Below are 22,255 nucleotides of genomic sequence, written 5' to 3' on the forward strand. Positions count from 1 at the left end.
CCGGTGGGCTGACGCTCCCGAGCTCATCCACAGCTGCCGGTCTGCTCGTACGCATCGATCGCCGCGACCTTCTGCGCGGAGGCGGATGTCGCGTCGAACGTGTAGCCGAGCCACTCCCGTGCGAGTCGACGAGCGAGCTCGATGCCGACGACGCGCTGGCCGAACGTGAGCACCTGGGCGTTGTTGCTCAGCACGCTGCGCTCGACGCTGAAGCTGTCGTGCGCGGTCACGGCGCGGATGCCGCTGACCTTGTTCGCCGCGATGGCGACCCCGAGACCCGTGCCGCAGACGAGCAGGGCGCGGTCGGCCTCGCCGTCGCGGATGCGCTCCGCGGCCGCGACGGCGACCTTCGGGTACGGCGTGTGACCGTCCGCATCCACCCCGACATCGACCACGGATGCGACACGCGGGTCCGCCTCGAGGTCGGCCTTCAGTCGCTCCTTGTACTCGAATCCGGCATCGTCGCAGCCGACGACGATGCGCCACTTCTCCGTCATGGGTGTTCCTCTCGATCTGGGCTCAGTGCGTGGAGAGCGTCTCGGCGACCGCGGTCACCGCGAGGGCGAGCGAGATCGCCCCGGGGTCCGGGGTGCCGAGGCTCTTCTCCATGTGCGGGCGGGCGCGCCCCATGCGGGGCAGCAGGTCGGCGGTGGCGCGAGCCGACTCGGTCGCGACGTCGGCGGCCGACCGCCAGGCCGATGCGAGGCCCGCCCCGCCGCCCGCCCGTTCGGCGAGCGCTCGCGCGAACGGCACGAGGGCGTCGACGAGCGTCTTGTCTCCGACCTCGGCCTTGCCGAAGTCCTGCACGGCGGCGCGGGCGGCCTCGACGCCGGCCGCGACGGTCGCACCGTCGGGCGCCTGGTCGTCGCCGATGGTGGTGCCCACGGCACGGAGGCCCGCACCCCACAGCGCGCCGGAGGTGCCACCTGCCTTGTCGGCCCAGGCGTCGCCCGCGGCGATCAGCACGGAACCCGCACCGGCACCGCGCTCCGACGCGAGTCGGGCGGCCGCGTCGGCGGCGCGCGCACCGCGCTGCATGCCGATGCCGTGATCGCCGTCTCCCGCGATCGCGTCGAGCCGACCCAGTTCGTCCGCCTCGCGATCGATCACCGCGCGGATCGCCCCGATGGCGGCGGCGACGCGTGCGCCCGCCTCGACGGACTCCGCGGAGGCCGGCGGGAGCTCGCCGGAGAGGGACTCGTCGTCCTCCTGGGCGACGACCTCGCCGTCGGCGTCATCGTCGACGCGCCCCTTCCGGTAGGCGGGGGTGTACGTCGGCGAGGTCCAGGCGGCCTCGAGGTCGGCGTCGAGCCACATCAGCGTGAGGGAGATCCCGGCCATCTCGAAGCTCGTCGCGTACTCGCCGACCTCGGGCTCGACGACGACCATGCCGTGCGACTCGAGCAGGCGCTGGGTCGCGCCGAACACCACGAACAGCTCCTCCGACTTCACCGACCCGAGGCCGTTGACGATGACCGCGACGCGTGCGCCCTCGCGTTCGACGCCGTCGGGCACCTCGTCGAGCAGCGCGTCGACGAGCAGCCGCGCGAGCTCGTCGGCCGTCGCAAGCGGCCGGAGCTCGAGGCCCGGCTCGCCGTGGATCCCCATGCCCACGGCCATCTGGCCGTCGGGAACGGTGAACAACGGTGCATCCGCTCCCGGGAGGGTGCACCCGGAGAAGGCCACGCCGATGGAGCGGGTGCGCGCGTTGGCGCGTTCGGCGACGTCGGCCACCCAGTCGAGGGCGAGCCCCCGCGCGGCCGCCCAGCCCGCGACGCGGAAGACGGCCAGGTCGCCGGCGATGCCGCGACGCCGGTGCGCCTCGCTCGCCGGGGCGCTGCAGATGTCGTCGGTCACCCGCACCGTACGGCAGGGGATGCCCTCATCGATGAGGCGCTGCTGCGCGAGATCGAAGTTCAGCACGTCCCCGGCGTAGTTGCCGTACGACAGCAGGACGCCGGCATCGGTCGCCACCGATCGCGCCACGGAATAGATCTGCTGGCTGCTGGGCGAGGCGAACACGTTGCCCATGGCGGCGGCGTGGGCGAGGCCCGGGCCGACGAGGCCCGCGAACGCCGGGTAGTGGCCCGATCCGCCGCCGATCACCACGGCGACCTGTCCCGCAGGGGTCGCGGTGCGCCGCGCGACGCCACCGCTCACCCGGCGGACGAGCGAGCGATGTGCGGCGACGAAGCCGTCTGCGGATTCGTCGGCGAAGTCTTCGGGAGAGTTGAGGACGTAGCTCATGATGTCTTTCGTTGATGGGTGCGAGGGCGGATGCAGGCGGGCATCCGCCCTCGCTGGCCGCGCGGGAGCGCGCGACCGGTCGTGACCGGCTCAGCCGGAGTAGGTGAACGGACCCGTCATGCCGTCGACGTTGTCGACCGTGATGAGGATGCAGTCGAACGACTGCTTCTCGGTCTCGGGCGCCTCACCCGTGCGGATGTACTCGTCGGCGAGCTGCACGGCCTCCGCCGAGAACACGGCGACCGGCTGCAGCACGGTGTAGGCGAGCTCGCCCGCCTTGACCGCGTCGACCGCGTCGGGGGAGCCGTCGAAGCCGCCCACGATCACGCCGTCGAGCTGGCCGGCCTCCTTCAGCGCGGCGATGGCGCCGAGTGCCATCTCGTCGTTGCCCGAGATGACGCCGTTGATGTCGGAGTTGGCCTGCATCAGGGCCTGCATCTTGTTGCGACCCTCGGTGCGGTCCCAGTTGGCGACCTCTTCGCCGACCTCGACGAGCTCGGGGTACTGCGAGATGACGGTCGAGAACCCGTTCGAGCGGGTCTGCGCGTTGTTGTCGGAGGGGGCGCCGAACAGCTCGACGTAGTTGCCCGCCTCGCCCATCTGCGCGACCCACTCCTGCGCGCCGATGGCCGCGCCCTGCGAGTTGTTCGACACGAGCTGCGCGAGCGCGATGCCGGACTCGTTGATCTCCGCGTTGACGAGGAACACCGGGATGCCGGCATCGGTCGCCTTCTGCACGGCGGCGACGGAGCCGTCGGCGTTGGCGGGATCGAGGATGATCGCCACCGACTGGTTGGAGATCGCGGTGTCGATCAGGGAGTTCTCGGTGTTCGTGTCGCCGTTGTGGGCGCCGACCGTGGCCTCGTAGCCGAGCTCCTCCGCGGTGGCCTGGGCGACGTCGCCCTCCGTCTTCCAGTAGGGGTTGGCGGGGTCGTTCACGATGATCGTGATGAGACCGCCCGCGTCGCCCTCGGCCGCGCCCGACGTGTCGGTCGACTCTCCGGTGGAGCAGGCGCTCACACCCACTGCGAGTGCGCCCGCAGCGAGGGCGGCGATGACCTTCTTGCGAAACATGGATCGTCCTTTCTTGGTGACCCGGCAGCGCTCACTGCCGGGATGGTGCATCAGGAGCTGCGGCCGGCCGAGACCGGCTGCGGCGCTCCTGACGATGGGGGCGCCGCGGGTCCCGCCGACGGCGGGGGCGGCGTGGGCGCCGCGGGGCGACGCCGGCGGCCGTACTGGAGGGTGTTCAGCAGCACCGCGACCACGATCACCGCGCCCATGAACACCATCTGCCAGTAGGCGGAGACCCCGACGATCACGAGACCGTCGGCCAGGAACCCGATGACGAAGGCGCCGAGCAGGGTGCCCCGGATGTTTCCGCGGCCTCCCGAGAGCGCGGCACCGCCGATGACCACGGCGGCGATCGCCGTGAGCTCGTACGTGTTGCCCGCGGTGGGGCTGGCGCTGGTCAGCGTCGAGGCGAGGATGAGTCCCGCGATCGCCGCGCACATGCCGGAGATGACGTAGACCGAGACCTTCACGCGACGGACCGGCACGCCGGAGAGCTCGGCGGCGCGCTCGTTGCCGCCCGACGCGTACAGCCAGCGACCGAAGCGCGTGCGTCCGAGCACGTAGCCCAGCACGAGGGCCACGATGCCCATGATGATCACGCCGATCGGGATGCCGAGGACCCGGTTGAAGCCGAGCCACTCGAACCCGGCGTTGCCGAGCGCCGGATCGCCGTCGAGGTCGTTGATCGTCAGGCCGTTGGTCATGAGCAGGGCCAGGCCGCGCACGACGTAGAGCATTCCGAGCGTCGCGACGAAGGGCGCGACGTTGAAGCGGGCAACGAGGATGCCGTTGACCAGCCCGACCAGCGCGCCGACCCCCACCGAGAGGATCACGACCACCGGGACGCTCGGGAACAGGATCACGCCGAAGATGTTGATCGGCACGCCCTGCAGCAGGAACCCGCCGATGACGGCGGAGAAGCCGAGGGTCGAGCCGACCGAGAGGTCGATGCCCCCGTTCAGGATCACCATCAGCATCCCCATGCCGAGCAGTGCGTAGATGGCGACGTGCGACGCCATGATCAGCAGGTTCTCGACCGTGAGGTAGTTGGGTGAGAGGAGGGAGAACACCACGATGATGAGGATGAGCGCGAGGAACGCGCGCCCCTCGAGCAGCAGCTTCGCCAGCGAGAACTCCCTGCGCTTGGCGAGAATGGTGGATGTCGTCGTCGTCGTCATTGTCCGATCCGTTCTGGACTCTCTATGCGGCCACGGACTCGCCGGAGGCGGCCATGATCATGTCTTTCGTGGCGTCGGGACCGAACTCCGCCGAGATCCGGCCACGACGCATCACGATGATCCGGTGGGCGATGCTGAGGCACTCGCCCACCTCTGAGGTGGAGTAGATGACCGCGAGGCCATCCTTGGCGCGCTCGGCGAGGAGGCGGAACACCTCGCCCTTCGCGCCCACGTCGATGCCGCGACTCGGCTCGTCGAGGAGCATCACGCGCGGCTCGGTGGCGATGATCTTGCCGATCACGACCTTCTGCTGGTTGCCGCCCGACAGTGCGCCGATCGACTGGTCCGGCCCGGAGGTCTTCACGGTCACCGTCTGGATGAGCTCGCGCGCCCGCTCCTTCTCGCGCCGGCGCGACAGTGCGCCGCGCGAGATGCTCCGCGTGAGGCTCGCCAGGGTGAGGTTCGTGCCGACGTCGAAGGTCTGCACCAGGCCGTCGCGCTGGCGGTCCTCGGGGACGAGCCCGACCCCGGCATCGATGCGCTCGGCGATCGACAGGGGCGCCAGTGACGCGCCGTCCAGGAGCACCTCGCCCTCGGCGACCGCCTCCTTGCCGGCGATCGCCTCGAGCAGCTCGGTGCGGCCGGCCCCCATGAGGCCGTAGATGCAGACGATCTCACCCCTGCGCACGTTCAGGTCCAGCCGGTTCACGATGGCCCGTTCGGGGTTCTCCACGTCGACGACGGTGAGGCCCTTGACCTGCAGGATCTCCTCCCCGAACTCGTAGCCCGTCGGAGGCGAGCCGAGGTCGAAGTTCTCGCCGACCATGTTCCGCACGATCCACTCGAGGTCGATGTTCGCGCGCTCGTCGCGCGCCGTCATCGTCCCGTCGCGGAGCACGACCGCGTGGTCCGTGACCTCGAGCGCCTCCTCGAGGTGATGCGAGATGTAGACGATCGCCACGCCGCGTGCCAGCAGGTCGCGGATGATGCCGAAGAGCACCTGGACCTCCGCGGCCGCGAGGGCCGACGTCGGCTCGTCCATGATCAGGATCCGCGAGTTGACCGACAGCGCGCGGGCGATCTCCACGATCTGCTGCTGCCCCACCCGGAGGTCGTGCACCAGCGCGTCGGGCGGGATGGGCAGCTGCATCTCGTCGAGGAGCGCCTCCGTCTGCCGGGTCTCCTCGGCGTAGTCGACGCCGAACGGCCCGTGGATCTCCCGACCCATGAAGATGTTGTCGCGCACCGAGAGGTTCGGTGCGAGGCTCAGCTCCTGGTGGATGATCGAGATGCCCCGGTCGCGCGCGTCGTTGGTCGAGGCGAAGTGCACCGGCTCGCCGTCGAGGATGATCTGACCCGACGTCGGCTGCTCCACCCCGGAGAGGATCTTCATGAGCGTGGACTTGCCCGCACCGTTCTCCCCGAAGAGCGTGGTGACGGTTCCCCGCCGGATCTCGAAGTTCACGCCCTTGAGCGCACGCGTTCCGCCGTAGGTCTTGACGATGTTGCGCGCTTCGAGCACGACGTCGTCGAAAGCGGCATCCGAAGTCATGAGACCGACACCTCCACCGGGGTGACCAGCCAGGACGCCGGGTTGATGAGCGTGAACGCACCGGTGACCGTGATCGTCTGGCCGGTCAGGGCCGACGCGTCGATGTCGGCGAGCACGCTGGCCTTCATCTCCTCGTTCAGCGCGGAGCCGGCGTTCTGGTAGTCGATCTGGTTCGTGAACTGCCCGAACGTGATCTCCCCGGTGGCGTCGCGCAGCTCGGTGCCGTTGATGGCCGGGCCGGTCTGCACGCGGATGAGGAGGTCGTCCGGCACGCCCTCGACGTCGACCGCGTAGATGCCCGACTGCCCCTCGCCGACGACGCCGGTGAACGTGACGCTGTACACCGGCCCGCCCGAGCTCTGCACCGCGTACTCGGCGGCAGCAGCCTCCGGGTCGGCGGCGATCGCCTCGGCGAGCACCTGGGCGTCGACGGCCTGGGCGACGACGTCGGACTGGACGGTGGGGAACGTGTCGGCCCCGAAGGTCGCCGCGTCGAACTCGACCGCTCCCTGGGCCAGCGGGTCGTCCGCGGCCACGACACGGGTTCCGAGCACGATGCCCAACAGGAGCACGGCGCCCACGGCGATCCAGATCCACAGCGCCCGTCGCGACGAGCTGCCGCGGGTGCCCGCGGTCTGATCCGTCGCCGCACTCACAGGAGCACCCGCGATGCCGTGTCGTTCGGACGGATCTGCAGCTTCCGCCCTTCGCCCTTGCGGAACATCTCGAGGGCCTGCTCGTAGTCGTCGAGGGTGAACGAGTGGCTGATCATCGCCGTGGCGTTGATCGCCCCCGCCTCGAACAGCTCGACGGCGCGACCGAAGGAGTTCAGCACGGCCATCGTGCCGACGATCGAGATCTCGTCGCGGTAGACCCGGAAGGGCGAGAACTGCGCGGTCTTGTCGGCGGGCGCGACACCGAAGTCCTGGAAGTACCCGGCCGGCTTGACGCGCGTGAGGGCGTCCTCGATCGCACGGATGTTGCCCGTGCAGTCGATCACGACGTCCCACTTCTCGCGGTCGGCATCGTCCGCCGAGGTGTACCGGAGTGCGATGCCGCACTCCTCGGCCGTCTTCAGCCGCTCGGCGTTCAGGTCGACGATGGTCACCGTCGCCGCACCCGCCTTCGTCGCGAGCTGCGCCATGAGCAGGCCCATGGTGCCGGCGCCGTAGACGAGCACGTGATCTCCGAGGCGACGGGGCAGCACGTCCCACCCGCGGATGGCGCAGGCCAGCGGCTCGATGAGCGCGGCTTCGTAGAGGTCGGTCTCGGGCTTGAGCTTGTAGACGTTGCCTGCCGGCGCGGTGAAGTACTCCTGGGATGCACCGTCGGAGGCGACGACGCCGAGGCCGTTCCAGAACCGGCAGAGGTTCTGGTGGCCGTTCAGGCAGAACTCGCACTCACCGCACGTGGTGCTGGGGTTCACCGCGACGTGATCGCCGACGGCGAAGTCGAAGACCCCGGAGTTCACGCCCTCGCCGAGCGCGACGATGGTGCCCGTCGCCTCATGGCCGGGGACGAGCGGGAACACGGTCCCCTCGAACTCGCCGTCGAAGACGTGGGTGTCCGTGCCGCAGATCCCCACAGCCGCCGTCTGGATGAGGATCTCTTTGTAGCCGGGCTCCGGACGATCCCGGTTCTCGAGGGCGAGTGCCCCCTCGTCTGTGAAGACTATTGCGCGCATCTGTGCTCCCGTACTCGTGGTCGCCGTCGACGCGGGTACGCTCCCGAGCCTCGGCGCTCTCTCCCCCTGCGACAGGGGCGGAGGGAATCCCTCCGTGTTATGTTGCTTGTGATCTTGACACGGATTCACGTGACAAGCAACATCGGTTTATAACATTTTGATGGAGGCACGCAGACGTGCCGATCAGGGACGATCGAAGGAGATGCGTTGGACGCGTTCACATGGGAAGAGATCGATCGGCGCGCCGTGGACACTGCTCGTGTCCTCGCGGCGGATGCGGTGGAGAAGGTCGGCAACGGCCACCCCGGTACCGCGATGAGCCTGGCGCCGGCGGCGTACCTGCTCTTCCAGAAGGTCATGCGTCGTGACCCGTCCGACCAGGACTGGCTCGGCCGGGACCGGTTCATCCTCTCCGCCGGTCACAGCTCGCTGACCCAGTACGTCCAGCTCTACCTCGGCGGGTACGGGCTCGAGCTGGAGGACCTCGAGTCGCTCCGCACCTGGGGGTCCAAGACGCCCGGGCACCCGGAGTACGGGCACACCGACGGGGTCGAGATCACGACCGGTCCGCTCGGGCAGGGCCTGGCGTCGGCCGTGGGGTTCGCGTACGCGGCCCGGTTCGAGCGGGGCCTGTTCGACCCGGACGCGCCGGCCGGCGAGTCGCCGTTCGACCACCACGTCTACGTGATCGCCTCCGACGGCGACCTCGAGGAGGGCGTGACCAGCGAGGCGTCCTCCCTGGCCGGGCACCAGCAGCTGGGCAACCTGGTCGTGATCTACGACTCGAACCAGATCTCGATCGAGGACGACACCGACATCGCGTTCACCGAGGACGTCGCCGCACGCTACGCCGCGTACGGCTGGCACGTGCAGACCGTCGACTGGAAGCAGACCGGGGAGTACGTCGAGGACGTGCACCAGCTGCACGCCGCGATCGAGGCCGCGAAGGCCGAGACCGGCAAGCCCTCGATCATCGTGCTGAAGACGATCATCGGCTGGCCGGCGCCGAAGAAGCAGAACACCGGCAAGATCCACGGCTCCGCGCTCGGCGCCGAGGAACTCGCCGCGACCAAGGAGGTGCTCGGCTTCGACCCCGAGCAGCACTTCGCCGTCGCCCCCGAGGTCATCGCGCACACCCGCCTGGCCGTGGACCGCGGCGCCGTCCTGCGCGCCGAGTGGGAACTCGCGTTCCAGGCCTGGGCGACCGCGAACCCCGACCGCAAGGCGCTCCTGGACCGCGTCCGCGCCGGCGACCTGCCCGACGACATCGAAGGCGCCCTGCCCGTGTTCGAAGCCGGCACGGACGTCTCCACGCGTGCCGCGTCCGGGAAGGTCATCAACGCCCTCGCCGCACAGCTGCCCGAACTGTGGGGCGGATCAGCCGACCTCGCCGAATCGAACCTGACCACCATCAACGGCGCCGCCTCGTTCATCCCGACCGAGCACTCCACCCACGAGTTCGCCGGCAACCCGTACGGGCGGGTGCTGCACTTCGGCATCCGCGAGCACGCCATGGCCGCGATCGTCAACGGCATCGTGCTGCACGGACCCACCCGCGCGTTCGGCGGCACGTTCCTCATCTTCAGCGACTACATGCGCCCCTCGGTGCGCCTGGCCGCACTGATGGACATCCCCTCGATCTACGTGTGGACCCACGACTCCGTCGCGCTCGGCGAGGACGGCCCCACCCACCAGCCGATCGAGCAGCTCGCGTCACTGCGCGCCATCCCGAACATGACCGTCGTGCGCCCGGGCGACGCGAACGAGACCGCGCACGCCTGGCTCGAGATGCTCAAGCGCCGCGGCGGGCCCGCGGGCATCGCCCTGACCCGCCAGAACATCCCCGTGTTCGCACGCGGCGACGGCGACGCCACCGGCGACACCCTCGCCTCCGCCGCAGGCGTCGCCAAGGGCGCGTACGTCATCGCCGAGGCGCCGAACGGCACCCCCGACGTGATCCTCATCGCCACCGGCTCCGAGCTCCAGCTCGCCATCACGGCACGGCAGACGCTGGCCGCCGAGGGCGTCCAGGCCCGCGTCGTCTCGGCGCCGAGCCTCGAGTGGTTCGAGGAGCAGGACGCCGACTACCGCGAGCACGTGCTGCCCGCGGCGGTCACCGCCCGCGTGTCCGTCGAGGCGGGCCTCGCGCTCACCTGGGGCCGCTACGTCGGCGACCACGGCCGCAGCGTCTCGATCGAGCACTTCGGCGCCTCCGCCGACGCCCGCACCCTGTTCGAGCAGTTCGGCCTCACCACCGACGCGGTCGTCGCGGCCGCCCGCGAGACCCTCCGGGCGTCCTCGTGAACGCCGCGTCGATGCGCGCGAGCGTCCTGGTCGGGCCGGGGCACGTCGAGCTCCGGGACCGGTCCGTGCCCCGGCCGCAGCCCGACGAGGTGCTCGTGCGGGTCACCGCGGTCGGCGTGTGCGGCTCCGACGTGCACTTCTACCGCGACGGCCACCTGGGCGACTGGCAGGTGACGGAGCCCCTCGTGCTCGGTCACGAGTCGGGCGGCACGATCGTCGCCGCAGGCGACGACATCGATCCCGCTCGCGTCGGCGAACGGGTCTCGATCGAGCCGCAGCATCCGTCGCCCTCGTCGCCCGAGACGCTCCGCGGCGACTACCACCTCGATCCGCACATGCGGTTCTACGCGGTTCCCGGCACGGACGGCGCCTTCCAGGAGTACGTCACGATCCAGGGCCACTTCGCGCATCGCATCCCCGACGGGGTGACCGACCACGCGGCCGCACTGATGGAGCCCCTGTCGGTCGCGATCGCCACGGCCCGGAAGGCCGGGTTCACGCCGGGCTCACGCGTGCTCATCGCCGGTGCGGGCCCGGTCGGCATCGCACTCGCGCAGGTCGCGCGCGCCTACGGCGTGACCGAGGTCATCGTCTCCGACGTGGCGGCGGCGCGCCGCGAGAGCGCACTCCGCTTCGGCGCGCACGAGGTCATCGACCCGCGTGCGACGCGGGGGACGGACCTGCCGCAGGTCGACGCGTTCGTCGACGCATCCGGCGCGGAGTCGGCCGTGCGCGAGGGCATCTCGACCGTGCGGCCGTCGGGCAGGGTCGTGCTCGTCGGCATGGGCCTCCCCGAGATCGCGCTGCCCGTCACGACGATCCAGAACCGGGAGCTGGTCGTCACGGGGGTCTTCCGCTACGCCAACACCTGGCCGACCGCGATCTCCCTGGTCGCATCGGGGCAGGTCGACCTCGATGCGATGGTGACGGGCACCTTCGGCCTGGGCGAGGTGCAGGCGGCGCTCGAGTCGACCGTCGACCCCGCGACCATCAAGTCCATCGTGGAGCCGTTCCGGCCCTAGCGGTCTCCGGCGGGCGACCGTGGTTGCGGCCGCCCGTGGACGATCTGCTCCCTCCACGGAGGCGGGCAGGCGGATGCCCCGGGGCGCACGCGGCCCCGGGGCATCCGCCGCTCGACTCGGCCGGCGTCAGCCGACCGGGATGCCGTCGTTCTCGATCGGGGCCGAGCCGCCGTCGTACACCTCGACCGGGCCGTCGCCGGAGTCGGTCACGAACGGCGAGCCGTCGATCGGCACCTGCGCGCCGCTCACGACCTGCGTGATCTGCGCGCCGGCGTAGCCCGCGTGGCTGTCGGAGCCGAAGGCGAGGGGCACGACGCCGCTGCCGACGAGCTCGCCCGAGGCGACGACCTCGAGCAGCGACTCGCGGGTGGGGTTGTCGCCGGCCTTGGCGAGCGCCTCGGCGGTCAGGTAGCCGATCGCCATGCCGTAGACGGTGTTGCCGTCGAAGACGTCGGGGTCGCCGTACTCGTCGTTGATGTCGCGGAACAGCTGCACCCACTCGTCGCTGTCGTCGCCGGCGGCGCCGAGGTAGTTCGACGAGATGAAGCCCTCGAGCAGCAGCGGTGCCGCGTCACCGAGGTACTCGGCGAGGGTCGGGTAGTCGGCGCCGGGGTTGGCGGTGATGTACTGCGGGAACCAGCCGAGCTGCGCCGCCGTGCCGATCGTCAGCGCGGTGAACCCGGGGATGGAGGCGAGGAACGCCACGTCGCATCCGGCCGACTGCATCGCCACGACCTGTGGCGCGACGTCCTGGTTCGAGACCGTGTAGACCTGCGACTCGGCGAAGTCGGCGCCGAGGGTCTGCAGCACGCCCGCCGAGAAGTCCTCGCCGAAGTCGTCGTCCTGGCCGAGGAAGCAGTACGTGCCGTCGGCGAACTCCTCCGCGGCGTACGCGCCGAGGATCTTGCCCTCGCGGGTGTAGTCGGTGTTCACGCCGAAGGTCATCGGGTACGCGTCGGGCTGGTCCCAGGCGAGGCTGCCGGATGCCACGAAGAGGTCGGGCACCTCGTTGTCGTTCAGGAAGTCGAGCACCGCGCTGTGCGTGGGCGTGCCGAGGCCGCCGACGATCGCGAAGACCTCGTCTTCGAGCACGAGCTCGCGCACGACGGTCTGGGTCTCGGCGGGGTTGTAGCCGTCGTCCTTCACGAGGTACTCGATGGTGCGGCCGTTGATGCCGCCGTTGTCGTTCACGTAGTCGAAGTACGCCTGGGTCGCGGCGGAGATCGACGCGTAGCCCGCGGCGGCGGGGCCGGTGAGCGGCTGGTGCGTGCCGATCACGATCGACTCCTCGGTGACGCCGGGCGCGGCGTCCCCGGGGGTGCTGCACGCGGCGAGCGCCGGTACGGCGAGGGCCGCGGCGCCGAGCGCGGCGATCCATCGGGTGGTGTGCTGTGTCATCGTCGACACCCTTTCTCTCGGTGTGGGCAACACGGGGTTGTGGTGGTGGTGCGTGTTCAGGTGGTGGTGCGGGTGGTGCGAGAGCGGATGCGACCCCGCAGGGCGACGAGCGCCCCCTGGATGCCGCGCGGTGCGACGATCATGATCACGACGAGCAGGGCGCCGAAGATCAGGACCGCCAGGTTCCCGTCGAGCCGGCTCACGGCGTCGTCGGGAAGCGGGAGGGCCTCCGTGAGGGCGGCGATGCCCTCGGGAAGCAGCACGAGCAGCAGCGCGCCCCAGACGGCGCCGGCCAGCGTGCCGGTGCCGCCGACGACGACCGCGACCAGCAGGAACAGCGAGAACGCCAGGCCGTAGGCGCCCGGGCTCGCGGCCTGGGTCACGTACGCGAGCACCGCGCCGCCGAGGCCGGCCGCGCCTGCGCTGATCGCGAAGGCCTGCACCTTCACCCGGAACGGGTCGATGCCCGAGAGCCGGGCCGCTGCCGTGTCGTCGCGCACGGCCTGCATGCGGATGCCGCTGGGGGAGCGCACGAGCTGCGCGAGCAGCACGAGCACGATCGCGGCGGCCGCGAGCGCGACCCACGCCTGCCACTGCTCGTTGGCGATCACCGTGGCGAGCGCGTCGGGGCGTCGCTCGGTGCGCACGTACAGCCCCTGGTCGCCGCCGAGCACGGTGGAGAATGTGCTCGTCACCGCCGGGAACGCCAGCACGAGCGCGAGCGTGAGGCCCGCGAGGTACGGGCCGTGCAGGCGCGCGCCGGCCACGCCGACGAGCGTGCCGAACGCGGTCGCCACGACCACCGCGACGAGGAACGGCGCCACGAGCAGCACCGGCCCGGTCACGCCCGCCTCGGCGAGCGCGTTCGAGGTGAGCGCGAACCCGTAGGCGCCGGTCGCCATGAACGCGGCGTGCCCGAGCGAGAGCTGGCCGGTGCGGCCGATCAGCACGGTCAGCCCCGCGGTCGCGCAGACGTAGGCCGCCGCGAGCGACAGGAGGTAGTTGCGGTACGGGTCGAGCAGGAACGTCGCGCCGACGGCGAGCACCAGCCCGACGGCGGCGACGGCGTACCGCCCGCGGGCGGTCGCGGTGAAGCGCGGGCGCGGGCTCGGGGCATCCGCTCGCTGCTGCATCGTGGACGCGTGCGTCTCGGCCGTTCGTTCGGTCGTGGCGGTCATGCGACCCTCGCCTCCCTCGCGGCGAACAGTCCCTGCGGTCGCACCAGCAGCACCACGAGCAGGATCACGACGATCGCGATGGGCGCGAACGTGGCGCCGGCGAACGCCGTGACGAACGTGAGGATCACGCCGATCGCGAGGCCCGCCACCACCGCGCCGACCGGGGAGTCGAGCCCACCGACGATCGCGACGGTGAACGCGTAGACGAACAGCAGGTCGGCCGCGTGCGGGTTGAGGCCGAGCTCCGTGGGCACCACGAGCAGCGCGGCGAGGCCGCCGACCGCGGCCGAGAGCGTCCAGCCGAGGGTGCGCATGCGGTCGACGCGCACGCCGTTCAGGCGCGAGACCTCGGGGGCGAACGCGGCGGCGCGCATCGCCAGCCCCACGCCGGTGCGGGTGAACAGCAGCGCCAGCCCGAGCATCAGCACTCCGACCACGGCGAGCACGAACAGCGAGTACGGCGAGATCACCGCGACGTCGCCGATGCGGAGCGGTTCGCGCGGGAACGGCGCCGGCATGGGCCGGTAGTCGGCGCCGAACGCGATGGCGAGCGACGACGTGAGCACCATGACCAGGCCGATCGCCACGATGACGGCGGCGAGCGGATTGCCCGTGTCGACGAACCGCATCACGCCCCGCTCGACGGCCCAGCCGAGCACCGCGCCCGAGACCAGGGCCGCGGCGAGGCCGAGCCAGTAGTTGCCCGTCAGCCCGGTGACGTGGAAGGCCACGTAGCAGGAGACGGTCGCCATCGCGCCCTGCGCGAAGTTGGCGATGCGGGCCGCGCGCCAGATCAGCACCAGCGCCAGCGCGAACGCGGCGAAGACCGCTCCGCGCGCGAGGCCGGTGCCGGCGAGCAGCAGGATCGGGTCGTCCATTCAGAACCCCAGGTAGGCGTGTCGGAGCTGCTCGTCGTCGAGCAGCGCGGCGGACGGGCGGGCGGTCACGACCGAGCCGAGGTTCAGCACGACCCCGGTGTCGGCGACGGAGAGGGCGCTGCGCACGTTCTGCTCGACCAGCAGGATCGACAGGCCCCGCTCGGCGCGCAGGTGCGCGAGCACCCCGAGGATCTCGGCGACGATGCGCGGGGCCAGGCCGAGCGACGGCTCGTCGAGCAGCAGCAGGCGGGGGTGCGCGACGAGTGCGCGGGCGATCGCGAGCATCTGCCGCTCGCCGCCCGAGAGCGCGTGGCCGTGGCTGGTGCGGCGCGCGGCGAGCGCGGGGAAGAGGTCGTACGCGGCGTCGACGTCGGCGCGCAGCTCGCGCCGGTCGCGCCGCCAGAGCCCGCCGAGGCGGAGGTTCTCGTCGACCGTGAGCTCGGCGACCGCGTGCCGCCCCTCGGGCACGTGCACGATGCCGCGGCGGATGCGGTCTTCGACGCGGTCGCCCGCGAGGTCGTGCCCGTCGAAGCGCACGGTGCCCTGCTGCGCGGGCAGCAGGCCCGACAGGGTGCGGAGCAGGGTGGACTTGCCGGCGCCGTTCGCGCCGACCACGGCGACGACCGCGCCCTGCGGCACGGCCAGGTCGACGCCGTGGAGCACCTCGCCCTGCCCGTATCCGGCGACGAGGCCGCTGACCTCGAGCAGGGGCGCGGGCCCGGCTTCGGGGCGCGCGGTGGCGGTGAGCGTGTCGGTCACGCGGCATCCTCTCCCTCGACGTCGACGCCGAGGTACGCGTCGACGACCGCCTGGTCGTCGCGGATCTCGTCGGGCGTGCCCGTCGCGAGCATGCGCCCCGAGTCGAGCACCGCGATGCGGTCGCAGAGCGACATGACCAGGTCGACGTGGTGCTCGACCAGCAGCACCGAGCGGCCGTGCTCGCCGCCGGCGAAGTCGCGCACGAGGGCGGCGAGCTCGTCGATGTCGGCGGCGCCGAGGCCGCCCGCGGGTTCGTCGAGCAGCAGCAGGTGCGGCTCGGAGACGAAGGCGCGGGCCAGGGCGACGCGCTTGCGCTCGGGGTAGGGCAGGGCCTCGGGCATCCGCTCGCCCGCACCGGCGAGGCCGACCCGCTCGAGCGCGGCCTCGGCCCGGGCGGATGCCTCGCGCAGGAAGCGGCTCGACGCGGGGGCGCCGACCAGGCCGGCGCCGGCGCCGGGAGCGTCGTGGCTGAGCCCGGCCATGACGTTCTGGCGCACCGTGAGCCCCGGGAACAGCCCGAGCCCCTGCAGGGTGCGGGCCACGCCGAGGCCGGTGAGGCGGTGCGGGCGAGGGCGGTCGGCGCCCATCACCGTGACGGTGCCGGTGCGGGGGCGCACGATGCCGCAGGCGACGTTGAAGAGGGTCGTCTTCCCGGCGCCGTTCGGCCCGATGAGCCCGACGACCTCGCCCGCGCCGACCGTGAGCGACGCGTCGTCGATGGCGAGGATGCCGCCGAAGCGGACCGTCACGTGGTCGAGCCGCAGGGGGGTGCTGCCGGGCGTCTTCCCGGGGGTCGCGCCCTCGTCGGGGGTGGGTGGAGCGTCGGCGGACATGGGCACCTCGTCGTGTCGCAGGTCGTTGGTGCGGCCACTGTAGCAGAGAAACCGACTGGGCGGTATGTTCCGTGGAGAGCGCTCCCCATCGACCCCGGCCATCGCGGGTCAGTGGTGCGGGAGGGAGGCCGTCAGGCCGCCGTCGACCACGAACTCGGCGCCCGTGGAGTAGCTCGACTCGTCGCTCGCGAGGAACACGATGAGCTTCGCCACCTCCTCGGGCGCGGCGGCGCGGGCGAGCGGGATGCCTGCCTCGGCCGGGTCCATGTCGGCGGTCATCGCGGTGTCGATGAAGCCCGGATGCACCGAGTTGACGCGGATGCCGTCGCGCGCGAGCTCCAGGGCGGCCGACTTGGTGAGCCCGCGCACCGCGAACTTGCTCGCCACGTAGCCGTGCAGCGCGATGCTCCCCCGCAACCCCTCGACCGACGAGATGTTGACGATCGACCCGCCGTTGCCGGCGTCGCGCATGGCCGCCGACACCACCTTCAGGCCGAGGAAGGTGCTCGTGACGTTGACGTCCATCATGCGCTGCCAGCGCTCGAGCGTGTACGAGCGCAGGCTGCCGCGGTCGGCGATGCCGGCGTTGTTCACCAGCACGTCGAGGCGACCCTCCACGGCGACCGTGTCGGCGACGACACGCTCCCACGCCTCCTGGTCGGTGACGTCGAGGTGCGCGAAGCGCGCGCCGGGCACCTCCGCGGCGAGCGCCGCACCGGGCTCGTCGAGCACGTCGGCCACCACGACCCGCGCGCCCTCGGCCGAGAGCGCGCGCACGTACGCGGCGCCGAGGCCGCGGGCACCGCCGGTGACGATCGCGACCCGCCCGTCGACGCGGCCCATCAGTCGACCAGCACCACGCTGCGGCCCACCGTGACGCCGGCGGCGAGTCGATCGAGCGCTTCGGGGGCATCCGCGAACCCGACCTGCTCGCCGATCACCGGGCGCAGCAGCCCCTCGGCGGCCAGCCGCGTGAGCTCTGCGTGCGCCTCGCGCACGAGGTCGGGCCGGAACTGGTTGTACAGCGCCCAGTGCAGGCCGAGCACGCTGTAGTTCTTCACCAGCGCGTGGTTCGGCTTGACCTCCTGCATGCGTCCGCCGGCGAACCCGACCACGACGATGCGACCCTCGAAGGCGATGACCTTGGTCGAATGGTCGAACGCGTCGCCGCCGACCGGGTCGAACACCACGTCGACGCCGTGGCGGCCCGTGAGCTCCTTCACCCGCGCGATGACGTCCTCGCTCGTGCGATCGACGACCTCGTCGGCGCCGCACGCGCGGGCGACCTCCGCCTTCGCGGGCGAGCTCACGACGCCGATCACGCGGGCGCCGGCCGCCTTCGCGAGCTGCACCGCCGCGGTGCCGACGCCGCCGGCGGCCGCGTGCACGAGCACGGTCTCGCCGGCCTGGAGCTGGGCCCTGCGGTGCAGCGCCACGTACGCGGTCTGGTACGCGATGATCAGCCCCGACGCCTCGGCGTCGGAGAGCGCCTCGGGCGCCGGGAAGGTCACGGCGGCGTCGAGCACCGCGTGCTCGGCGAGGGTGCCGATGCGCGAGCCCACGACGCGGTCGCCGACGGCGAAGGCGCCCGACTCAGCGGCATCCGCCCCCAGCGCGACCACCTCGCCGCACGCCTCGATGCCCGGCGGGAACGGCAGCTCGGGCCGCACCTGGTACTCGCCGCGGCAGAGCAGCACGTCGGGGAAGTTCAGGGCGACCGCGCGGGTGCGCACGACGAGCTCGCCGGGGCCGGGCGTCGGCACCTCGCGGTCGCCGAGCTCGAGCGCCGTGCTCGGGTCGCCGTGGCGCACGACCTGCCAGACGCGGCTCACGCGCCCGCCCCCTTCGTGAGGCTGTCGAGGAACAGCTCGGTGATCTGCTCGGCGACCTCGGTGCCCGACTCGGGCCCGGAGGGGTTGTACCACTGCGAGAGGTAGTGGATGTCGGAGAAGAAGTGCGCCATGAGCACGGCCCGCGGGATGTCGGTGCGGAACACGCCCTCGGCCTGTCCGCGCTCGATCAGGGCGACGAAGTCGTCGTTGTAGCGACGCCGCCGCTTCACGACCTCGTCGTGCCGCTCGGGCGTGAGCATGTGCATCGAACGGAAGAACACGGTGCCCTCGGGGAGGTACTCGATCGACGTCTCGATGACGTCGACGCAGGCCGCGCGGAGCGTCTCGGCCACGGGCATCCCCCGCCCGATGATCTCGTCGAGGTGCTCCTGCTGGAGCGTGAGCAGCCGCTCGTAGATGCCGAAGAGCAGGTCGTCCTTCGAGCGGTAGTAGTGGTACATCGCGCCCTTGGTGACACCGGCCGCGGCAACGACCTCCTGCACCGAGGTGTTGGCGTAGCCCTTCTCGGCGAACAGCTCGACGGCCGCCTGCTGCACCTGGTCGCGAACGCTGAAGTCCTTCACAGCTCCTCCTAGAGCACCGGCGCGAGCGAGCCGCCGCCGTCGATGACGATCGTCTGTCCGGTGATCCACGACGCGTCCCCCGAGGCGAGGAAGGCGACCGCGGCGGCGACGTCCTCGGGCGCTCCGAGCCTACCGAGCGGGTACTCCGCGGCGACCTCCGCCTCGCGGCCCTCGTAGAGGGCCTTGGCGAAGTCGGTCTTGACGACCGCCGGGGCGATGGCGTTGACCCGCACGGCCGGGGCGAGCTCCCAGGCGAGCTGGCGGGTGAGGCCGAGCAGCGCCGCCTTCGAGACGCCGTACATCGCGATTCCGGGGCTCGCGGTGAGCGCCGAGATCGAGCCCATGTTCACGATGCTGCCGCGGCGGTCGGCGAGCCCCGCGGCCACCGCGTCGCGCGACCAGCCGAGCGCGCTGACGACGTTCACGTCGAGGATCTTGCGCACCGCCGCCGCGTCGGCCTCGAGCGCCGGGCCGTAGATCGGGTTGATGCCGGCGTTGTTCACGAGCACGTCGAGCCCGCCGTGGCGTTCGCGCACGTGGGCGAACACCTCGGCACGGTGGTCGGGGTCGTCGACGCGGCCGGCGACCCAGCTCACGGCGGGTCCGAGGTCGGATGCCGCGGCCTCGAGCCCCTCGGGCTTGCGGGCCGTGATCACGACCTGCGCCCCCTCCTCGACGAGACGCCTCGCCGTCGCGAGGCCGATGCCCCTGCTGCCCGCGGTGACCAGCGCCACCCTGCCGTCGAATCGCCCCATCGTGATTCCTCTCGCAAAAAACCGACCGCTCGGTATGTTAGCGCATCGGCTGGCGCCGTCCAGTCGGACGGTGCGACGGGATCACGACCGGCGACGAGCGTGCGGCGGCTCCGGGCATCCGCTCCCCTGCACGCGGAAGCGCCCCGTCCCTCTCGGGGCGGGGCGCTTCGATCATCGGCTCAGCGGAACGCGTCCTTCACGTCGTCGCCGGCCTGCTTGAGGTTGGCCTTGGTCTGGTCGGCCTTGCCCTCGGCCTCCATCTCGCGGTCGCCGGTGGCCTCGCCGGCCTTCTCCTTGACCTTGCCGACCACTTCCTCGGCCTTGTGCTGGGCCTTGTCGTCCGTTCCCATCGAGACTCCTTCCTGTTCGGCGGGCGCCGCCCTGATTCCCCACGGCGCACGTCTCGCAGTCGACGCTAGGTCGGCCTCCGCCGGGTGGCGAGGGGGTGGACATCGCGGGTGCGGTGTGCTTCGCGGGCGGGGTGGTCGTTTTTCAGGAGTCGGCTGAGCGGCCGGTGCACGATGGTGCGAAGCGGATGCCTGCGGCGCACGTTCCGTGCATTTCCTGCCGGATCCGTGGCGCTTCGCGCCGCGGGCCCGGGCAGCTTCCTGAAAAGCGACGCCCCTCCGCGCGGGGAGCGCCGCGGTGCCGGCTCAGCGGTCGCCGACGCGCTCGAGCTCGACCGGCCGGTCGCCCCAGGCGGCGATGCGCGCCTCGAGGCCGGCACGCACGCCCGGCCACTCGTCGGCGAGCACCGAGTACACCGCCGTGTCGCGCCACGTGCCGTCGGGCTTCGGCATCACCCGCCGCAGCACGCCCTCGAACGTCGCCCCGAGGCGCAGGATCGCGGTGCGCGAGCGCTCGTTGACCGCATCCGCCTGCAGCTTCACCCGGCCGAACCCGTGGTCGAACGCCGTGCCGAGCAGCAGCAGCTTCGCCTCGGGGTTCACGACCGTGCCCCAGACGCGCGGGTCGTACGCGGTCCAGCCGATGTGCGCGGACTCGTTCACCGGCTCGAGATCGCCGAGCGTCGAGGTGCCGACGATGCGCCCGGCATCCGGCCCACCCTCGAGCCGGATGGCGTACGCGATGCCGTGGTCGCCCCAGTGGAACCAGCGGTGCGCGAACTCGCGGAACGCCGCCGCGTCGGCGGGCAGCCCGGCCGGGCCGCCGCCGTAGCCGCCGGCGAACACCTCCGCCGAGCCGATCGCGTCGTACAGCTCGTCGAGGTCGGACTCGGCGAGCGGGGTCAGGCGGATGCTGCGGCCGACCAGGTCGACGCGCTCGGGGATGGTCGCGGTCACGTGCCCAGTCTGCACCGCGCCGCGGCGAAGGCGGCAGCGGGCGGGCGCCGGGCGATGGGTCGTCACGTTTCAGGAGGCCGCGCCGGGGCCGGTGCACAGGCCTGTGCGCGCGGTGCCTCAGGCGCAGCATCCGTGCATCCCGGGCATCGCTCGCGACGATTCCCACCACCGCGGCCCACCACTTCCTGAAAAGCGCCGGCCCACAGCGGGTGACGGATGCCGCGGGGCGGCGGTATCCTCATGCGCATGGCGTACGCACGGCGATTTCCGCGCCCCCGGCCGGCCACCGGCCCGGGGCGATCGTCGATGCGCGCACGCTAGGCCTGCCGCGACGTCCCGGTGAGTCGGACCGGACGGGGGAGCATCCTCCCTCCGCACCGACCACCGACTCGCAAAGGACTCCGCCATGCCCACCTCACCCACCCTGATCGCGCCCGCTCCGAGCGGGCACCTCCTCACCGCCGACGCGCTGCGCGACGCGCTCGCCGTGCGCGACCTCGCCGACCCCGCGCAGGGCCCGCACGCCATGCAGCTCGTGCTCGACGCCGTGCTCGACGCCGTCGGCGCCCTCTGGGGCGCACCCGTCGCGCTCACCCGCTCGACGCCGCTCGTCACGGTCGCCGACAACTACGACCAGCTCGGCTACGACCCCGCCGACGTGACCCGCGAAGCGCGGTACAGCCGCTACGTCGCTCCCGGCGTGATGCTCCGCAGCCACACCAGCTCGGGCATGCCCGCGATCCTGCGCGACCTCGCCGCCGATCCCCCGCACGGCTACGACGTGGTGCACGCCCTCCCGGGCGTCACCCACCGCCGCGACGCGGTCGACCGCCTGCACGTCGGCACCCCGCATCAGCTCGACCTCTGGCGGGTCGCCGATCGCGGCTACCTCGCGGGCGAGACGCTCGACGAGCTCGCGGGCGCGGTCGTCGAGGCCGTGCTGCCGGGCGCGCGGTGGCGGCAGGTGCCGGCGAGGCATCCGTACACCCGCGACGGCCGGCAGGTCGACGTCTGGCACGACGGCGAGTGGGTCGAGCTCGCCGAGTGCGGCGCGATCGACCGCGGGGTGATCCGCCGCGCGGGCCTCGACCCGCATCTCTGGACCGGGGTCGCGCTCGGCATGGGCCTCGACCGCGCGCTGATGCTGCGGAAGGGCATCCCCGACATCCGGATGCTGCGCTCGGCGCACCCGCTCGTCGCAGCCCAGATGCGCGACCTCGAGCCGTGGCGGCCCGTGTCGTCGCAACCCGCGGTGCGCCGCGACCTCTCGCTCGTGGTCGCTGGCGACGTCGACGACGAGCTGCTCGGCGACCGGGCGCGCGACGCGCTCGGCGCCGAGGCCGATGTGCTCGAGTCGCTCGAGGTGCTGGCGGTGACGGATGCCTCGGAGCTGCCCGACGCCGCCCGGCAGCGCCTGCGCACCCGGCCCGGCGACCGCAATGCGCTGGTGCGCCTCGTGCTGCGGCCGCTCGATCGCACGCTCACCGACGCCGAGGCGAACGTGCTGCGCGACCGCGTCTACCTCGCGCTGCACGAGGGCGAGGTGCGCGAGCTGATCGCCGGCCCGTGACGGGCGGCACTTCTCAGGAACGCCGGCTCAGGGGCATCCGTCACTTCTCAGGAGGCCTGGCGGGTGCCGGTACTGATTCATGCATCGGGCCGGCTTCCTGAAA

Annotated in this window: 21 protein-coding genes; 3 read left to right on the forward strand and 18 right to left on the reverse strand. The window is 72.0% G+C overall.

What is annotated here, in order from left to right; all coding sequences use genetic code 11:
• Nucleotides 1-23 precede the first annotated feature (23 nt).
• From ABZK10_RS03920 to ABZK10_RS03950, 7 genes are all read right to left on the reverse strand, one after another.
• Entirely contained in the window at nucleotides 24-497 is a 474-nt protein-coding gene (locus ABZK10_RS03920; protein ID WP_353807882.1) for a ribose-5-phosphate isomerase, read from the reverse strand.
• Between the two features lie 22 nt (nucleotides 498-519).
• Complete coding sequence (locus tag ABZK10_RS03925) at nucleotides 520-2,247, reverse strand: dihydroxyacetone kinase family protein (protein ID WP_353807883.1); 1,728 nt, start codon at nucleotides 2,245-2,247, stop codon at nucleotides 520-522.
• A gap of 90 nt (nucleotides 2,248-2,337) precedes the next feature.
• Entirely contained in the window at nucleotides 2,338-3,321 is a 984-nt protein-coding gene (locus ABZK10_RS03930; protein ID WP_353807884.1) for a D-ribose ABC transporter substrate-binding protein, read from the reverse strand.
• 50 nt (nucleotides 3,322-3,371) lie between these two features.
• Entirely contained in the window at nucleotides 3,372-4,499 is a 1,128-nt protein-coding gene (locus ABZK10_RS03935) for an ABC transporter permease (RefSeq protein WP_353807885.1), read from the reverse strand.
• A 22-nt stretch (nucleotides 4,500-4,521) separates the two neighbouring features.
• Nucleotides 4,522-6,051: a sugar ABC transporter ATP-binding protein gene (locus ABZK10_RS03940; RefSeq protein ID WP_353807886.1), complete on the reverse strand. Its 1,530-nt coding sequence runs from the start codon at nucleotides 6,049-6,051 to the stop codon at nucleotides 4,522-4,524.
• Nucleotides 6,048-6,707: a DUF2291 family protein gene (locus ABZK10_RS03945; RefSeq protein ID WP_353807887.1), complete on the reverse strand. Its 660-nt coding sequence runs from the start codon at nucleotides 6,705-6,707 to the stop codon at nucleotides 6,048-6,050. Before ABZK10_RS03945 ends, ABZK10_RS03940 begins: the two co-directional genes overlap by 4 nt.
• Entirely contained in the window at nucleotides 6,704-7,735 is a 1,032-nt protein-coding gene (locus tag ABZK10_RS03950; RefSeq protein ID WP_353807888.1) for a zinc-dependent alcohol dehydrogenase family protein, read from the reverse strand. The genes ABZK10_RS03945 and ABZK10_RS03950 overlap by 4 nt, the downstream gene beginning before the upstream one ends.
• 207 nt (nucleotides 7,736-7,942) lie before the next feature.
• Here ABZK10_RS03950 and tkt point away from each other — a divergent pair, with 207 nt between their 5' ends.
• Both tkt and ABZK10_RS03960 read left to right on the forward strand, forming a co-directional pair.
• Entirely contained in the window at nucleotides 7,943-10,039 is a 2,097-nt protein-coding gene (tkt, locus tag ABZK10_RS03955; RefSeq protein WP_353807889.1) for a transketolase, read from the forward strand.
• 11 nt (nucleotides 10,040-10,050) lie between these two features.
• Nucleotides 10,051-11,061 (forward strand): NAD(P)-dependent alcohol dehydrogenase, encoded by a 1,011-nt coding sequence (locus ABZK10_RS03960; RefSeq protein ID WP_353807890.1) that lies wholly within the window; start codon nucleotides 10,051-10,053, stop codon nucleotides 11,059-11,061.
• 126 nt (nucleotides 11,062-11,187) lie between these two features.
• On the opposite strand, the gene ABZK10_RS03965 is transcribed toward ABZK10_RS03960, so the two are convergent.
• The 11 genes from ABZK10_RS03965 to ABZK10_RS04015 form a co-directional block, all read right to left on the reverse strand.
• Nucleotides 11,188-12,459 carry an ABC transporter substrate-binding protein gene (locus ABZK10_RS03965; RefSeq protein WP_353807891.1) on the reverse strand — a complete coding sequence of 424 codons (1,272 nt, stop codon included), beginning with the start codon at nucleotides 12,457-12,459 and terminating at the stop codon, nucleotides 11,188-11,190.
• Nucleotides 12,460-12,515: 56 nt separating this feature from the next.
• The gene (locus ABZK10_RS03970; RefSeq protein WP_353807892.1) at nucleotides 12,516-13,637 is read right to left on the reverse strand and encodes a branched-chain amino acid ABC transporter permease; all 1,122 of its coding nucleotides are present in this window, start codon (nucleotides 13,635-13,637) and stop codon (nucleotides 12,516-12,518) included.
• Nucleotides 13,634-14,515, reverse strand: coding sequence for a branched-chain amino acid ABC transporter permease (locus tag ABZK10_RS03975; protein ID WP_353807893.1), 882 nt, complete (start codon nucleotides 14,513-14,515; stop codon nucleotides 13,634-13,636). The genes ABZK10_RS03970 and ABZK10_RS03975 overlap by 4 nt, the downstream gene beginning before the upstream one ends.
• Nucleotides 14,516-15,274 (reverse strand): ABC transporter ATP-binding protein, encoded by a 759-nt coding sequence (locus ABZK10_RS03980; RefSeq protein ID WP_353807894.1) that lies wholly within the window; start codon nucleotides 15,272-15,274, stop codon nucleotides 14,516-14,518.
• A complete protein-coding gene (locus ABZK10_RS03985) occupies nucleotides 15,271-16,107 on the reverse strand; it encodes an ABC transporter ATP-binding protein (RefSeq protein ID WP_353807895.1) in 837 nt (278 codons plus the stop codon). The genes ABZK10_RS03980 and ABZK10_RS03985 overlap by 4 nt, the downstream gene beginning before the upstream one ends.
• A gap of 108 nt (nucleotides 16,108-16,215) precedes the next feature.
• Nucleotides 16,216-16,950, reverse strand: a complete 735-nt coding sequence (locus ABZK10_RS03990; RefSeq protein WP_353807896.1) for a glucose 1-dehydrogenase — start codon at nucleotides 16,948-16,950, stop codon at nucleotides 16,216-16,218.
• Nucleotides 16,950-17,939, reverse strand: a complete 990-nt coding sequence (locus ABZK10_RS03995) for an NADPH:quinone oxidoreductase family protein (RefSeq protein ID WP_353807897.1) — start codon at nucleotides 17,937-17,939, stop codon at nucleotides 16,950-16,952. Before ABZK10_RS03995 ends, ABZK10_RS03990 begins: the two co-directional genes overlap by 1 nt.
• The gene (locus ABZK10_RS04000; RefSeq protein WP_353807898.1) at nucleotides 17,936-18,523 is read right to left on the reverse strand and encodes a TetR/AcrR family transcriptional regulator; all 588 of its coding nucleotides are present in this window, start codon (nucleotides 18,521-18,523) and stop codon (nucleotides 17,936-17,938) included. Before ABZK10_RS04000 ends, ABZK10_RS03995 begins: the two co-directional genes overlap by 4 nt.
• 8 nt (nucleotides 18,524-18,531) lie before the next feature.
• The gene (locus tag ABZK10_RS04005) at nucleotides 18,532-19,278 is read right to left on the reverse strand and encodes an SDR family oxidoreductase (RefSeq protein WP_353807899.1); all 747 of its coding nucleotides are present in this window, start codon (nucleotides 19,276-19,278) and stop codon (nucleotides 18,532-18,534) included.
• 179 nt (nucleotides 19,279-19,457) lie between these two features.
• A complete protein-coding gene (locus tag ABZK10_RS04010; RefSeq protein WP_353807900.1) occupies nucleotides 19,458-19,628 on the reverse strand; it encodes a CsbD family protein in 171 nt (56 codons plus the stop codon).
• 303 nt (nucleotides 19,629-19,931) lie between these two features.
• Entirely contained in the window at nucleotides 19,932-20,582 is a 651-nt protein-coding gene (locus ABZK10_RS04015; protein ID WP_353807901.1) for a GNAT family N-acetyltransferase, read from the reverse strand.
• Between the two features lie 406 nt (nucleotides 20,583-20,988).
• Between ABZK10_RS04015 and srmL the strand changes: the two genes are divergently transcribed.
• Nucleotides 20,989-22,152: a PheS-related mystery ligase SrmL gene (gene srmL / locus ABZK10_RS04020; RefSeq protein ID WP_353807902.1), complete on the forward strand. Its 1,164-nt coding sequence runs from the start codon at nucleotides 20,989-20,991 to the stop codon at nucleotides 22,150-22,152.
• The last annotated feature ends 103 nt before the right edge of the window (nucleotides 22,153-22,255 follow it).

The sequence above is a fragment of the Agromyces sp. SYSU T00194 genome, from assembly GCF_040496035.1.
GTDB classification, from domain to species: domain Bacteria; phylum Actinomycetota; class Actinomycetes; order Actinomycetales; family Microbacteriaceae; genus Agromyces; species Agromyces chitinivorans.

What these genes read in the sequence shown, in the direction of transcription:
- ABZK10_RS03920 (WP_353807882.1), bottom strand. Translation starts at nt 497, where the DNA reads ATGACGGAGAAGTGGCGCATCGTCGTCGGCTGCGACGATGCCGGATTC.
- ABZK10_RS03925 (WP_353807883.1), bottom strand. Translation starts at nt 2,247, where the DNA reads ATGAGCTACGTCCTCAACTCTCCCGAAGACTTCGCCGACGAATCCGCA.
- ABZK10_RS03930 (WP_353807884.1), bottom strand. Translation starts at nt 3,321, where the DNA reads ATGTTTCGCAAGAAGGTCATCGCCGCCCTCGCTGCGGGCGCACTCGCA.
- ABZK10_RS03935 (WP_353807885.1), bottom strand. Translation starts at nt 4,499, where the DNA reads ATGACGACGACGACGACATCCACCATTCTCGCCAAGCGCAGGGAGTTC.
- ABZK10_RS03940 (WP_353807886.1), bottom strand. Translation starts at nt 6,051, where the DNA reads ATGACTTCGGATGCCGCTTTCGACGACGTCGTGCTCGAAGCGCGCAAC.
- ABZK10_RS03950 (WP_353807888.1), bottom strand. Translation starts at nt 7,735, where the DNA reads ATGCGCGCAATAGTCTTCACAGACGAGGGGGCACTCGCCCTCGAGAAC.
- ABZK10_RS03960 (WP_353807890.1), top strand. Translation starts at nt 10,051, where the DNA reads ATGCGCGCGAGCGTCCTGGTCGGGCCGGGGCACGTCGAGCTCCGGGAC.
- ABZK10_RS03965 (WP_353807891.1), bottom strand. Translation starts at nt 12,459, where the DNA reads ATGACACAGCACACCACCCGATGGATCGCCGCGCTCGGCGCCGCGGCC.
- ABZK10_RS03970 (WP_353807892.1), bottom strand. Translation starts at nt 13,637, where the DNA reads ATGACCGCCACGACCGAACGAACGGCCGAGACGCACGCGTCCACGATG.
- ABZK10_RS03975 (WP_353807893.1), bottom strand. Translation starts at nt 14,515, where the DNA reads ATGGACGACCCGATCCTGCTGCTCGCCGGCACCGGCCTCGCGCGCGGA.
- ABZK10_RS03985 (WP_353807895.1), bottom strand. Translation starts at nt 16,107, where the DNA reads ATGTCCGCCGACGCTCCACCCACCCCCGACGAGGGCGCGACCCCCGGG.
- ABZK10_RS03990 (WP_353807896.1), bottom strand. Translation starts at nt 16,950, where the DNA reads ATGGGCCGCGTCGACGGGCGGGTCGCGATCGTCACCGGCGGTGCCCGC.
- ABZK10_RS04005 (WP_353807899.1), bottom strand. Translation starts at nt 19,278, where the DNA reads ATGGGGCGATTCGACGGCAGGGTGGCGCTGGTCACCGCGGGCAGCAGG.
- ABZK10_RS04010 (WP_353807900.1), bottom strand. Translation starts at nt 19,628, where the DNA reads ATGGGAACGGACGACAAGGCCCAGCACAAGGCCGAGGAAGTGGTCGGC.
- srmL (WP_353807902.1), top strand. Translation starts at nt 20,989, where the DNA reads ATGCCCACCTCACCCACCCTGATCGCGCCCGCTCCGAGCGGGCACCTC.